Source organism: Agarivorans sp. QJM3NY_29, assembly GCF_050870835.2.
Lineage (GTDB): Bacteria > Pseudomonadota > Gammaproteobacteria > Enterobacterales > Celerinatantimonadaceae > Agarivorans.
In genome coordinates, this window is the sequence record NZ_CP194036.2 from 4,795,586 (window position 1) to 4,810,000 (window position 14,415).

Below are 14,415 nucleotides of genomic sequence, written 5' to 3' on the forward strand. Positions count from 1 at the left end.
ACTCGCAACTAGAGGCTGAATTTGAAGCGTTCTGACCTGAGTAAATCGAACAAACCGAATAAACAAAAACGCCCAAAAACCCAAGTTCGCTTGGTGAGTGGCTCAATGCAAACAAATGCCAATCAGCAGCTCGAAGGTGATTTTATTGCGGCCTTCGAATATGCCCTAGAACTCTTAGAAAAACCTAAAAATAATTAGTGGGTTATAACAGTGCTGTTGGACGCATTTCTACCAGAAACATGGCTTAAACTAACAGCTTGTGTCACTGGTCGATTCACGCCACACTCGACACCTTAGTCATTCAAGCTCGGTCTTACTTTTTACCCACTAGAGGCGTGAAGCTGATTTTACCCTCTTCATATTTGGTTTCGGTGGGGCCGTACTCCCGATTAGTAAATAATTTCTGACCCACAATATCTAAACGAACATTAGGGTGTAACTCTCGGCGCACCGTCAGCTTCGCCTTAGCAAAAAATTCTTGCTCTAATTGCTGATTATAATCGAGGGCAAAGTCAATTTGTACCAACTCCTGACGAGTATGATGTAAGGTTGCCGCAAGTTTATCGGCAGTATCGGGCTCCCGTTCTTCTTTTTTTACAGAACTCAACTTCATCTGGGCATCAAGCACCTTACCCAGCTTTTGGTGGAGAGTTTGCTTCACATTATTTAAGCTTCGACGCTCTTCTTGGATTTCATCAAAATCACCAGAGATAGTCAGCTGCGTTGCGGTGCCCGCAGTGGCGCCAAGTACTACAGTCGATATTTCATCACCAGCCTCGACAGAGCCACCAATTAAGGTTCCGCGCAAACCACCCGCATCACTCACCGTCACCTTTCCCTTACTCTCTATTTTACTATGCAGTAACTGGCTGGTCACGGTCACATCTTTTTCCGCTTGGACATGAGAGTACTGTATAAAAGTGGCATGCACTTCGCCTTGGGCTTGAATCGAACAGGAGTAGTTTTCGTCCCCTTCCTTGAGTCGGTGGCCTATCACCCCTTTACCAACCACTACATCACCACCCGCAACAATATTCGCCGATTCGACAAAACCATTAATATGTACATCGCCAGTCGCGGACACCTTCATACCTTCGGCAACGTTACCCGTGATTAATATGCTACCGCTAAAATCGACATGGCCATAGCTGACATCCACTTCTTTAATCGACAACACATCGTCAACTTTCATGCCATTTTCGATTTCCAAAGGCAGGCCGATACAGGTCGCCAGTAACAGGTTTTGATCATCATTTGCTATACGCGAACCCTCGCCCACGGTAAAAGGAATCTCTCGGCCTTGCTTAAAAGGTAAGGAATCGCCACAAACACTCATCCCCTGACGACCGACAGTGAAGGGATGGCGGCGCATCAAGGGCTTATCTGGCTCAACCGTTTCGAGGCTACCAAGGTCACGCATATCAACCCTACCATCACTGGTTTCCTGAGGTTGTAACAAACGTTCTTTAGGAGTGGCGACTAAGCGCTCGAAACGACTATCTTGACCATCAACCGCTGCACGACCTAAGGCCACAACCTTCTCCAATTTCATCCCCGGATCGGCAGTTCTAGCGGCGTTAAGCAATGCTAAAGCGCGTTGTTTTTGTAAACCGAAGCTCACCCCCGCTTCTTGCATAGCATTTACCAGATCCCCCTGAGAGATTGGCCTACCGCCATAGGCGGCGGTAATAGTGGCTCGAGCCACCATCTTATCCTCTGAAATTCGAATACTAATCTCAGCATTGCGAATACTGGCAATTTTTATAAAAGTATCGCCCCACTTCTTAATCAGTTCAGGAGACTCCCTCAACTCGGCAAACTTAGCAACAGCGTCTTGAATCGCCTCCTCATCAAATAAGTAGTGGCTATATTCAGAACGATGCAACAGTGCTTGAACATCGGTGACGCTAACATGGCTGTCTTGCGGTGTGATTTCGATTAACGCAGCCAACTTATCTTGCGATAAACGTAAACAACTCAATTCCAGCATTTAGCCCCCTTTCTCGTTTGGCGTTCACCATAACAAAACATACTTAAGCGATATTTTTCTATTATGCCTGTTCACATCCTGTTAACCAATAGTCGAGCAAGCTCTAGTCACCAACTAATTGAACTAGATCTTCATTTAGTATGATGAATAATAAAATTTATGTAACTTTACAAGATATTGATCAATAAAATCAGCAATCAAATATAAAATTCATCGCAAAACTAAGTGCCTTAATTTTGCCACAATACCGCTATTTTTAGTTGTACTTTCAACAACACATCACTACCTTGATAAGACGATGCGGGTCTGGCTCTCAAATCGCCTCACCACAATTTATTTTGAGGAAATGAGAATATTATGAAACTTTCCAAGCACAAGTTTAGCTATCTTCAACAAATCGCGATTGTACATATTATCGCTGGCCTCATCACCATGCTATTGGCCTATTATGTAGGGACCTTTAGTGCCATCGTTTTAGGCTTATCGATCATTGCTTATGCCGCTGTAGGCTTATGGTTCAACCAACGACTACGCAAACAACTCGTCAAGCCAATCGATCATAGTAGTTACTGGTTGTTTTTAGCCGTGGGACTATTACTAACGCTGTTTCCTGGAATCACTTTAGGTCTAGCCGCCCTGTGTTTAGGCGGCGGTTTGATCATCTACGGTATCCAAAGTTTCAAAGGCTCACGACTAAACGCGGGGCTGCTTATTTGGGCGAAGTGCCGAGCGCTGTTTAGCATCTTACTCGGTCTAGTGATTATCTTATCGGGAGCCGCTGGACTGGCGTGGTTAATCGGCATGTTGTTTGGATTACATATCTTCTTCTACGGCATCAACTTATGGATGCTCAGCAAAGCATAGGGTATTGGCTAAAAGCACTCTCCCACTTCAGCCAATACCCGACGTCATATCTCGCGATTATTCCTTTAAAATAGCGATATTTTGTGCGCTGCTAAACTGTGAGCTAATGGGTTCGATATCTAGGGTCAAGCCAATGATATTTCCATCAACGATGATGGAGGTAATATCATTACGCACCGGGTAAGCACCACACAGCTCTCCTTCATCACAAATACTCTCGTCCCTGTCGAGATCAGAAGTCACATAAAGACGATATTCACCGGCCTTCACTTGCGCAAAACTAAACGGGAACACTCCCCCAGTCATTGTCACCTGCTGTTGATAAGCTAGATTTTCTGTCACGGGATCAACCAAAAACACATAAACTAAACCACTATCATCGGCTTGCTGTTTGCTCACCGTCATCGATAAGCTGACTGGATATTCTCGACCATCGGAAGCGCTTAGAGTGATGGTGGTACTATAAGTACCATCGCTCAAATCAGTACGACTCACTTCAACCACATAGCGACCTAAGCCGTTACTATCGGCTTCACTGGAGTCAATGGTTAACCACCCAGCGTCTTTGGCCACACTTTGTACCGACAGGCCGCTATTCCCCACTAATGTTACAGTGAATTCAGCAGAACTTTCTGAAGAACTGAGGCTAATCTGACGAGTGCTTAAACGGAGATAACTAGAGATATTACCACTGCTATCAATTTGACTTTGCACCGCCTTCTCGGCATTTAATAAGCCATAACCATATTTATCATCTCGACCCACAGCACCAATATCATCACTGAGGCTCTCGCTGGCCAGTAAGTTCAAAAAATCTGCCGTGTTAAGGTTGGGATTAAGTTGTTTCATCAGCGCAACAACCCCAGCAACATGCGGACTAGCCATGCTGGTGCCATTTAAGTATTGGTAACTTGCAGTGAGACTAGCGCCCCTTTGATTCACATAAGTACTGTAGACCCCATCACCATAACCATCCCCATCTAAATCAACGCTACTATTGCCGCCCGGCGCAGCAATATCAATGTAACTGCCATAATTAGAATAAGAGGTAATCGTTTGGCTCGCGTCCACCGCACTAACACCAATAACATTGGCTAAGGCCGCAGGATAGCTTGCTTGAGAGGAGCTCTCGTTACCCGCTGCTGCGACCACAATAACGCCCTGAGCCACCGCAGCTTGTACGGCATCGTTTAATACTGAAGAACTACTGGTTCCGCCTAGGCTCATATTAATGACACTGGCAGCTTGTTTCGGCAAAAGACCCGAGGCATTGCTCAGGCCCGCCGCATATAAAATCGCCTGAGAAATATCATACAGCGTTCCGCCACCATAACCCAAGGCTCGTAAATTCATAATTTTCACATTAGGAGCGACACCTGCAACACCTATCGCATTGTCGGTTTGTGCCGCGATGGTGCCTGCCACGTGGGTGCCATGCCAAGATGAGCTACCATTGGTACCGCTCTGGTCGCCGGGGTCTTCAGGGTTACTATCAATGCCATCGCCATCAAGAGACATATCGCTATCAAGAATAAAATCGACACCATCATCGCTCAGTTGAGCTTGCAAATCAGGATGACTTTGGAACATGCCGGTGTCGATTACCGCCACCACAACATCGTTCAAGGTTTGCCCTTGCATTACCTGCCAAGCTGCCGCTAAATTAATTTGCTGATAATGCCATTGGCGAGCCACTAAGGGATCGTTAGATAATGCACTGGGCCGATAAAGATAATTAGGCGTCACCTTATCACTTCCCAGCCGATGGGCCATTTGCTTCACTTTCAGCAAACTGCGTTTCTTCACGCTATATTCGGCGGAAGCGTTATCGGAAAATCCAGCCACCTCAAGCGCGCTAGTGCTAGTCCCCAATGAGCGGACCCGAGCACCACTCTGCTGCAGATACAAGCTCATGCTTGGGCCAGCGCTCAGTAGCGATAACTCATCATCGGTGGTAGTCATGGCACGCGCCAAAGTTTGTGCTTGCTTGACTACGATTTGATCGTTCACAAAATCCTGTTGGGTGCTCAAGTACTGCCCAGCCGCCGTACTTTGCTGGTTTTGTGCAATCAAACGTAGTGTATAATTACCACGAGAGAGAGTTTGATTGGCATCCGTATAAGTGGTCACGAGTACATAGTAACTGTCGGCTGCATCGACACTGAGGTATTCAGTTTGATTCACGCCAATAGAGCTCGCCACCTCCGCATTCAGATCACTAACTCGATACAAAACCAGATCAAAATCACTGTTCGCTGCGCTTCCCTGTTGCCAGTCGGCGATTTCTAAGAATATCGACTGGCCCTGCTCTAAATCTACTTTATAAACATCAATATCATCATTCTCGTCGGCAAACCGATCATCGGCCACCCCCGTCGCTTCACTCGTTAAATAGCCACTAACTACGGCAATCGGTGGGAGTTGTTGCGCGGTACTGCTGGTATTGTTGGTTACATAAGGCGCATTAAAATCATTTACATCACTATCAATGACAGTATTCGATAATACGTTTGCGGTCCCTGAAAGCAGATAGCTTGGGAGTTCTTCTGTGACATTACCGTCACTACTACCATTACTCTCCCCACCCCCACCACAGGCAAACAAGCTTAATGCAAGTAACCAAAGCACAATAATTTTCATATATTCCCTTACCTAAACCGACACATTCTTCATGCCATCATATTCAATCTTCATCAAAAGAACATGTGAAGATATAATATCACTTAGTTTTTTTACATTTATGCTATGTAAAACAAAGGGTATTAAATTGTAAAGAATTGTCATGAGTCCGATCTTACTGCGCGGTGAACTCACTTGAAAACGACTGACGCGCTTTCACTCAGCGATGTAATACGCAGCAACATTAGCGGGTCTTGAAGAGAAGTGAAATACCAAGACTCCTCTCAATCAAAGAACAGCCAGCGATTAACTATTCTCTTCTATACCTTTTTGTTGATTAATTTTGGCTGCTTGAGCATCGAGAATGGCTTGAGGAATTGTCCCCTTGGTTTTAATTGCCCCGGTGAGGTTGGCTGCGGTTTTCGCTTCCGCCGATTCGGTCACTCCTGCAATTTTAGACCCGACCGCCTCTACTAAATCGCTGACACCTGCAATTTTGGACTCTGCACCAAGCGCCTGCTCTCCGATAGCTTTCACTTGGTCCAAGGCCGTTTGTTGGCCGACACTTTCCACGCTTGATGTCACTGCCGTGGCAATTGGGTTACCTGATAAACCAGCAACCAAAGCTGCCGCAAGCGTTTGCCCGAGTTGAGTAAATTGTGCTTCGATATCAGTTTTTAAGCCACTTTGTAATAAATCAGTTCCCGCTAAACCCGCAGCGATAGGATTTCCAGAGGCTAAACCTAAACCTAAATCCAAAGCTTTAGGCGCCAATTCTTCAAGACTTAGATCCTTCGGCTCAGCCTTTGCGGTTTGTTCCTCGGTGGTGAGCTTATCAGCCGCTTGCCCTAAGGACTCCGTAGCACTTGAATCACCTAACTGAAGCACTTGCTTTAGGGTTTCAGCAAAACCACCATTACTACTTTCTTCCGCGGTCTGTTGAGCGTTTACCTCGATAAGCTTAGGTTTATAAGCGATATCTTGGGTTGCGAGTGGCGTCGAGTTATAAGTGCTGCTCATTGTATCTTCCTTGCTAATTAATTGAGTCGTCTAGGGCAAAAGGGTCTTGATTAACCGCGACCAACACATCCCTAATTTGAATATTTGCCATTTCCGAGTAGCGCTGTGTGCTTAACACGGCTCGATCTGACTGTACCGATACAACCGTGAGTTGAGTATTGTCGGCATTAAAGATCGGGCCTTTTAAACCACCATCAAGATGCATCAGATATTGCTGACGAACCAGTTCAAATTTATCCCCTTTACGCACGCCGTTTACTCGTCCGATATTAATCACAACCTGACCATTATAGATACCAACAACTTTGGCGAGGCTTTGTCGGCAATACAACGAATCTTCAACATCTTGAACTGACTGATCTATATAGGAATCAATCAGTTTGCCATAATCCGAAGACCAAAACGTTTCACCAGTTACATCAAACTTCATAGTGACATCAAACGGCCACTCTCGATTCGAGCCATAATTTTTACGTAAAACAGTCTCTCCATTGATTCCATCAATCACAAACAACTTCATCTGAAAGTTTCGTTGTTTCACCGTATCACTGATGCCCAGCAGATTGGTGGAAGTCTCGTTATAACTGGACATATCGACGATTTGACCAAACAGGATGTATTGCACATCGAATTTTTCCGATAACGAACGAGCGAACGTGAGCATTTGCGATTCTAAATCATGCGAGTAACGACCATCCAAAGCAATTTGCTGAGTCATTAAATGACGCGCATCCACCCGCTTGCTGTTTTGCTTGAAACGATGAAAAACTCTTCGTGATACCTCTTCCGGTGTACGATAAATTCCGCCCAACTGAGCATGCTCACGCTTTTGTAGCTGAAAAGGACCAACAAATAAGGTCTTCGCATAACTGTCCTTTTCACAGCTATTAAGGGGAAAGATATCAGCCGCGACTTTCACCACAATCTGGTCTTCCTTGATCGTCTCAACTAACAGCTTCATGTCATACACTTCGCCATTAGTGCGAACCGTTAGTTCATCGGTTTCCAGCACTCCAGATTTAACAACCTGCAAAGACTTAACACTCGCCCCACCCCGATACATTAATGTGATCAACGCAGCTTGGATCGCTTGCTGGCGAGCAGTATCGACTTGACCATCAATAATCCGCGCCTGTCCTTCTCCCTCCAGCCACACGCCGTAACAAGGAACAACCAATAGCGCATACAAAAAAGCACTAGAGTAAATCAATCTCAATAGGTACATCATCAACTTCCTATAAAGGCCACATACTTCCACCTAGGAACGAAGACAACCAACCTTGAGTTTGCACGTCGGCATGATCCCCTGTACCACTAAACTCGATCCGTGCATCGGCCACTTGATAAGAGCCGATCGTATTATTTTCCGCAACATCTAGAGGCCGAACAATACCGGTAAACCGCATATACTCTTTCCCGTTATTAATTACCAGCCACTTCTCTCCGCGTACCACCAGGTTGCCATTGTTAAGAATGTCGACCACCGATACCGTAATTCTCCCAGATAAACGATGTCGTTGATTGGCGTCTGAAGAACCATCAAAATCTTGCTTCTGATTCATTTCTAGTTGCACTTCTCGACCATTAATAGTCAAGGTGCCACCAGGTACCGAAATCGGATCCAACTTATAGCTATTTTCTTTCCCCAGAGTTGAACTAGCCGACTTAGTCGCAGTTGCTTCCTCATCAAGTAAAATGGTGATGGTATCGCCTAAAGCGAAAGGAGGTGTATAACTATATAAACTCCGCGAAGTGTTGCTGTTAAACATCGAGCCGGTCACAATCACTGGTGCCGCCGCAGGGCCGGGTTCAATAGGCGCATAGTAAGGGTCATCTGGAATTGGTGAACGATGATCGGTACTCACCGTGACTTGTCGCTGACTACTGTCTTCATGCTCTTGGACGCTTTCCACAACATCTTCTACGCCCTCTTTAATAGTCGAACATGCAGCTAACAAGGCTATACTGCACATCACCATCATCCTAGTTATCATTGATCTATTCCCACTTCCGCTAGTTCCGTTTATTACTCTTTCATATACTTTACTGAAGAGGACTGAACGCCCCTTTTAATTAGCTGCTTAAATAAAACATAAACAACTTATAGCAAAGCAAATGCCACTAACGTCATTAGAAACACATCCTTACGAAGATCTAATCGACACAAACGTGTAATCACCGACAACAATCCGTCGCTTAGGTCATTCACCAATGACCTAATGCAAATTAAATGCCACTAAATTCATATATTTCAGCATTTTATGTTAATTTTGAAATTTGATGTAAATTTTTATTTAGCGCTGCCGATAAACAATATGACTGTTGTTTATTAACTAAACAGTAAAATCCATGTAGAATCGGCAAATCTTGCCTGTGAACGGCAAAAAATTGTCATAAAAAAATGAAACTGCGGAAAAACATTTCCCATAAGCTTATGATTTATAAATAGGAATTGTTCAATCCAAGAGCATATAATGTAATATTCGAAGTAGTCCCCTCCCACACATAACGGCTTCTTAACAGATGTTCTTCCAAAACTATTTTTACAGTGCTTGATTACTTCTTGATTCAGAGACTGTACTGCTAAACTCGATAACCCCCGCTAAAAGAGCCCGCTTATTAAACTCTTATCGATATGACTTAGGAATATTTTTGCAGCAGAAAATGCCAAGACCATCGACGCCATTTATTCAAGCTCATAGCGTTCACCAGCCAGTTTTAGATCTGAAGCAAATCAAAAGATAAACCAGCCCTTAAAGCACTCGATCAATATGCCGAGCAACTAATGTCAAAAGACCTTATAAATTAAATCGTCAAATAATTTGAAACTATTAATGCGGAAACTACTATTAAGTTGAGTTGCTTACTTTATAACCTTAAAAACCGAAGTTGATTTCTATGTCCCATAAATTGGTTTAGCTACTAAATTTTTCTAGGAAAGAAAGTACGTCTCGATTACGGTGAATTGCTTTTCATAGACTAACAAGATCAAATTTATCCAATGATGATAATTCAAGCATAGGGTAATAATTGATCGCATGACTGGTAACTAGACCCCAAGTAACACCGTTGCTGGGCCAAAATGGTAATAGACAAATGTTAAAACTTAAAGATATTAGAGTCAGTATTAAACTTAGCATCCTTATTAGTGTCGCAATCATAGGCTTTATAAGTCTGTCGCTAATTTCGGCAAACACCCTCAGCCGTAACTTAACCTTTGAACGAGAATCACGCCTCAAGGCAGTGGTTAATGCGGCTCTCAGCCAAATAGCCGACTTCAATCAACGATATTCTAAAGAAGAAGCTCAAGCTCGAACCAAGGAGTTGATCGAAGCAACTCGTTTTGATGGTAATAACTACCTATATATTATTGATACTTCACGCCGAATATTAGCTCATCCGATACGGGCCGATCTGATTGGTCAGCAAATGGGCGACGCAAGCAAAGGCTCCAAAGAACACTATTGGTACGACATGGTTAATGCTGGGCAGAGGCCAAATGGTGGCATCGTTACCTACCCTTGGACTAATGGCAACATGCAAGCCTCGAATAAAATCGCCTATCTTCGAAATTTTCAAGCTTGGGGCTGGATCGTCGGTGCAGGAATGCTAACCGACGACATTGCTCAAGAAGTGAACAATCAGGTATTAAAAATGGCGGGAGCCACCTTGCTGATTATCGTTATTATGATCCTGTTGGGTTATATCATTAGCTCTTCCGTAGTGAAACCGCTTGAAGACATTAAGCAAGCGATGAAATCAGTCGCCGATGGCGATCTCACGGCCAAAATTCCAGTTCATGGCCAAGATGAAATTGGTATTGTTGCCATGCGAATTAACGAAAGTATTCGCTCGGTTCGTAAAGCTTTACTTGAGTCGGTGAACTCAGCGAAACAACTAGCAGATGCTGCAACACGCATCGCCTCTTCTGCAGAAGAAACAAGTCAAGCTGTGACCAATCAACGAGACCAACTAAACCAACTAGCAACAGCGATGAATCAAATGTCGGCAACCGTTGCCGAAGTGGCAGGTTATGCTGAATCTACTGCAACTGACACAATTAATGCCAGTAAAGAGGCAAAACTTGGTAATAACGACGTAAGTTTAAGTGTTGATAGCATTAAAACTTTATCCGTTGAACTAGAATCGGCCACCGATCAAGTGAATAAGTTAAAAGAAGGAGTGATGGAGATCAGTGATGTCACCTCAGTGATCAGTAGTATTTCTGAACAAACCAACTTGCTCGCATTAAACGCTGCCATTGAAGCCGCTCGAGCCGGAGAACAAGGTCGAGGATTTGCGGTCGTCGCCGATGAAGTTAGAAATTTAGCAGCAAGGACTAATCAATCAACCGAAGAGATCCAAAGCACAATTAATCGCCTACAAAAACTCGCCGTTGATACCGCCAGTGTGATGCAAAAAAGTAAAGACTTAGCGCATGTTAGCGTTCAATCCGCAGAAAGTTGCGGCAGCGATCTAGGAACCATTGTCAGTCATATTGAACATGTAAGTGACCAATCGACCCAAATCGCAACGGCTGCCGAAGAACAGAGTGCGGTTGCAGAAGATATGAATCGTAATGTGTCAGGAATTAATGACGCTGCCTTAGAAATGACTCAAGCATCCGGTTATCTTGCTTCAGAAAGCGAAACCTTAGCCAGTATGTCACAACAATTGGATGAGAGATTATCGCTTTTTAAACTTCAATGACAGGCTATACATGACAAACAAAGCTTTGTTGAATAAAAATAGAGCTTCACATTAAAACCTTAAACCGCCGCGCTTCCGACCTACGGAGGCGCTAGCAACGCGCAACAGGTCGTTTTTAGCGAAACATCGTATGCCTAAGGCATAAAAAGCTGCCTGGCGATGTCGAGCCCACTCTCACATAGGCAATTGCAGACATAAAAAAAACCAGCATATAGCTGGGTTTATAAAATAGACGCCTGGCGGTGAAACAGGTACGCAGTACCGCTAGCCTGAAAAAGCACACATTTTCGAAGCGTCCCATCCTGCTCACGAATAAAACCTTCGCGTTAACTGCGCGATGCAGCATTGCTAAATCTCAAACATAAAAAAAGCCTATCCGTGAGGATAGGCTTTCTCTAAATAGACACCTGGCAATATCCAGCCGACTTTCACATGGCTTGTTCATGAACATCGGTTCGCCTTGGCTGCCCTTGCTAAATCTCAGGCATAAAAAAAGCCTATCCGTAAGGATAGGCTTTCTCTAAATAGACACCTGGCAATATCCAGCCGACTTTCACATGGCTTGTTCATGAACATCGGTTCGCCTTGGCTGCCCTTGCTAAATCTCAGGCAATAAAAAAGCCCTCGTCGTCAGACGAGGGCTTAGTATAGGCGCCTGGCAGTGACCTACTTTCACATGGGGAGACCCCACACTATCATCGGCGCAGTTGCGTTTCACTTCTGAGTTCGGCATGGGTTCAGGTGGTTCCACAACGCTATTGCCACCAGGCAAAAACTTGTTGTCTTTAACATTCGAAAAAACTGACATATCCCACGAGCATAACAAGCACTCTTGGTTCTAAAATAAAGTATCTATAAGCAACACCCTTTAGGTGTTGTATGGTTAAGCCTCACGGGTAATTAGTACAAGTTAGCTCAATGCCTCACAGCACTTACACACCTTGCCTATCAACGTTGTAGTCTCCAACGGCCCTTCAGAGGACTTAAAGTCCTAGTGAGAATTAATCTCAAGGCCTGCTTCCCGCTTAGATGCTTTCAGCGGTTATCAGTTCCGAACGTAGCTACTGGGCAATGCTATTGGCATAACAACCCAAACACCAGCGGTTCGTCCACTCCGGTCCTCTCGTACTAGGAGCAGCTCCCTTCAATTCTCAAACGCCCACGGCAGATAGGGACCGAACTGTCTCACGACGTTCTAAACCCAGCTCGCGTACCACTTTAAATGGCGAACAGCCATACCCTTGGGACCGACTTCAGCCCCAGGATGTGATGAGCCGACATCGAGGTGCCAAACACCGCCGTCGATATGAACTCTTGGGCGGTATCAGCCTGTTATCCCCGGAGTACCTTTTATCCGTTGAGCGATGGCCCTTCCATACAGAACCACCGGATCACTATGACCTACTTTCGTACCTGCTCGACGTGTCTGTCTCGCAGTTAAGCTGGCTTATGCCATTGCACTAACCGTACGATGTCCGACCGTACTTAGCCAACCTTCGTGCTCCTCCGTTACTCTTTGGGAGGAGACCGCCCCAGTCAAACTACCCACCAGACACTGTCCGCATCCCGGATAACGGGACAACGTTAGAACATCAACACTACAAGGGTGGTATTTCAAGGTCGGCTCCACATCATCTAGCGACAACGCTTCAAAGCCTCCCACCTATCCTACACATGTAGGGTCAATGTTCAGTGTCAAGCTGTAGTAAAGGTTCACGGGGTCTTTCCGTCTAGCCGCGGGTACACCGCATCTTCACGGCAATTTCAATTTCACTGAGTCTCGGGTGGAGACAGCTTGGCCATCATTACGCCATTCGTGCAGGTCGGAACTTACCCGACAAGGAATTTCGCTACCTTAGGACCGTTATAGTTACGGCCGCCGTTTACCGGGGCTTCGATCAATAGCTTCGCTTGCGCTAACCACATCAATTAACCTTCCGGCACCGGGCAGGCGTCACACCGTATACGTCATCTTTCGATTTAGCACAGTGCTGTGTTTTTAATAAACAGTTGCAGCCAACTGGTATCTGCGACTGCCGTCAGCTTAGGGAGCAAGTCCCATCACCAACAGCAGCGTACCTTCTCCCGAAGTTACGGTACCATTTTGCCTAGTTCCTTCACCCGAGTTCTCTCAAGCGCCTTGGTATTCTCTACCCAACCACCTGTGTCGGTTTGGGGTACGGTTTCGTATAATCTGAAGCTTAGAGACTTTTCCTGGAAGCAGGGCATCAACCACTTCATCACCTTAGTGACTCGTCATCAATCCTCAGCCTTAGACACCCGGATTTTCCTAAGTGTCCAGCCTACAACCTTAAACGCGGACTACCAATCGCCGCGCTGGCCTAGCCTTCTCCGTCCTCCCATCGCAATTATACGAAGTACAGGAATATTAACCTGTTTCCCATCGACTACACTTTTCAGTCTCGCCTTAGGGGCCGACTCACCCTGCTCTGATTAACATTGAACAGGAAACCTTGGTCTTTCGGCGAGGGGGCTTTTCACCCCCTTTATCGTTACTCATGTCAACATTCGCACTTCTGATACCTCCAGCAATCCTTACGAATCACCTTCAACGGCTTACAGAACGCTCCTCTACCGCACTTGCAAAGCAAGTACCCGTAGCTTCGGTGCATAGCTTAGCCCCGTTACATCTTCCGCGCAGGCCGACTCGACCAGTGAGCTATTACGCTTTCTTTAAATGATGGCTGCTTCTAAGCCAACATCCTGGCTGTCTAAGCCTTCCCACATCGTTTCCCACTTAGCTATGACTTTGGGACCTTAGCTGACGGTCTGGGTTGTTTCCCTTTTCACGACGGACGTTAGCACCCGCCGTGTGTCTCCCGGATAGTACTTAGTGGTATTCGGAGTTTGCAAAGGGTTGGTAAGTCGGGATGACCCCCTAGCCTTAACAGTGCTCTACCCCCACTAGTATTCGTCCGAGGCGCTACCTAAATAGCTTTCGAGGAGAACCAGCTATCTCCCGGTTTGATTGGCCTTTCACCCCCAGCCACAAGTCATCCGCTAATTTTTCAACATTAGTCGGTTCGGTCCTCCAATTGGTGTTACCCAATCTTCAACCTGCCCATGGCTAGATCACCGGGTTTCGGGTCTAATCCCAGCAACTATGCGCGCAGTTAACACTCGGTTTCCCTACGGCTCCGCTATTCGCTTAACCTTGCTACTGAAATTAAGTCGTTGACCCATTATACAAA

The 14,415-nt window shown here is 45.5% G+C and carries 8 protein-coding genes and 2 rRNA genes (1 of these 10 running past the window's edge); 3 read left to right on the top strand and 7 right to left on the bottom strand.

Annotation, left to right across the window (positions count from 1 at the left end):
• Positions 1-21 precede the first annotated feature (21 nt).
• Positions 22-198, top strand: a complete 177-nt coding sequence (locus tag ACRRS0_RS21810) for a hypothetical protein (protein WP_432455493.1) — start codon at positions 22-24, stop codon at positions 196-198.
• Between the two features lie 115 nt (positions 199-313).
• On the opposite strand, the gene ACRRS0_RS21815 is transcribed toward ACRRS0_RS21810, so the two are convergent.
• Positions 314-1,990, bottom strand: a complete 1,677-nt coding sequence (locus ACRRS0_RS21815) for a DUF342 domain-containing protein (protein WP_432455492.1) — start codon at positions 1,988-1,990, stop codon at positions 314-316.
• Positions 1,991-2,347: 357 nt separating this feature from the next.
• Here ACRRS0_RS21815 and ACRRS0_RS21820 point away from each other — a divergent pair, with 357 nt between their 5' ends.
• Positions 2,348-2,854, top strand: coding sequence for a hypothetical protein (locus ACRRS0_RS21820; protein ID WP_432455491.1), 507 nt, complete (start codon positions 2,348-2,350; stop codon positions 2,852-2,854).
• Positions 2,855-2,911: 57 nt separating this feature from the next.
• On the opposite strand, the gene ACRRS0_RS21825 is transcribed toward ACRRS0_RS21820, so the two are convergent.
• From ACRRS0_RS21825 to ACRRS0_RS21840, 4 genes are all read right to left on the bottom strand, one after another.
• Positions 2,912-5,494: a S8 family peptidase gene (locus ACRRS0_RS21825; RefSeq protein WP_432455490.1), complete on the bottom strand. Its 2,583-nt coding sequence runs from the start codon at positions 5,492-5,494 to the stop codon at positions 2,912-2,914.
• Positions 5,495-5,779: 285 nt separating this feature from the next.
• Entirely contained in the window at positions 5,780-6,493 is a 714-nt protein-coding gene (locus ACRRS0_RS21830; RefSeq protein ID WP_432455489.1) for a hypothetical protein, read from the bottom strand.
• 13 nt (positions 6,494-6,506) lie between these two features.
• Positions 6,507-7,721, bottom strand: a complete 1,215-nt coding sequence (locus tag ACRRS0_RS21835) for a flagellar assembly protein T N-terminal domain-containing protein (RefSeq protein ID WP_432455488.1) — start codon at positions 7,719-7,721, stop codon at positions 6,507-6,509.
• Between the two features lie 7 nt (positions 7,722-7,728).
• Positions 7,729-8,487, bottom strand: coding sequence for a flagellar basal body L-ring protein FlgH (locus ACRRS0_RS21840; RefSeq protein ID WP_432455486.1), 759 nt, complete (start codon positions 8,485-8,487; stop codon positions 7,729-7,731).
• 1,102 nt (positions 8,488-9,589) lie between these two features.
• Here ACRRS0_RS21840 and ACRRS0_RS21845 point away from each other — a divergent pair.
• Positions 9,590-11,203: a methyl-accepting chemotaxis protein gene (locus ACRRS0_RS21845; protein WP_432455485.1), complete on the top strand. Its 1,614-nt coding sequence runs from the start codon at positions 9,590-9,592 to the stop codon at positions 11,201-11,203.
• Positions 11,204-11,856: 653 nt separating this feature from the next.
• Here the strand turns inward: ACRRS0_RS21845 and rrf are convergent.
• Both rrf and ACRRS0_RS21855 read right to left on the bottom strand, forming a co-directional pair.
• Positions 11,857-11,972 (bottom strand): 5S ribosomal RNA (gene rrf / locus ACRRS0_RS21850).
• Between the two features lie 110 nt (positions 11,973-12,082).
• Positions 12,083-14,415: ribosomal RNA gene (locus ACRRS0_RS21855) — 23S ribosomal RNA — on the bottom strand; it runs 555 nt beyond the window's last position.

Coding starts and splice junctions, on each gene's coding strand:
- ACRRS0_RS21830 (WP_432455489.1), bottom strand. CDS start 6,493: ATGAGCAGCACTTATAACTCGACGCCACTCGCAACCCAAGATATCGCT.
- ACRRS0_RS21820 (WP_432455491.1), top strand. CDS start 2,348: ATGAAACTTTCCAAGCACAAGTTTAGCTATCTTCAACAAATCGCGATT.
- ACRRS0_RS21815 (WP_432455492.1), bottom strand. CDS start 1,990: ATGCTGGAATTGAGTTGTTTACGTTTATCGCAAGATAAGTTGGCTGCG.
- ACRRS0_RS21845 (WP_432455485.1), top strand. CDS start 9,590: ATGTTAAAACTTAAAGATATTAGAGTCAGTATTAAACTTAGCATCCTT.
- ACRRS0_RS21825 (WP_432455490.1), bottom strand. CDS start 5,494: ATGAAAATTATTGTGCTTTGGTTACTTGCATTAAGCTTGTTTGCCTGT.
- ACRRS0_RS21835 (WP_432455488.1), bottom strand. CDS start 7,721: ATGATGTACCTATTGAGATTGATTTACTCTAGTGCTTTTTTGTATGCG.
- ACRRS0_RS21840 (WP_432455486.1), bottom strand. CDS start 8,487: ATGATAACTAGGATGATGGTGATGTGCAGTATAGCCTTGTTAGCTGCA.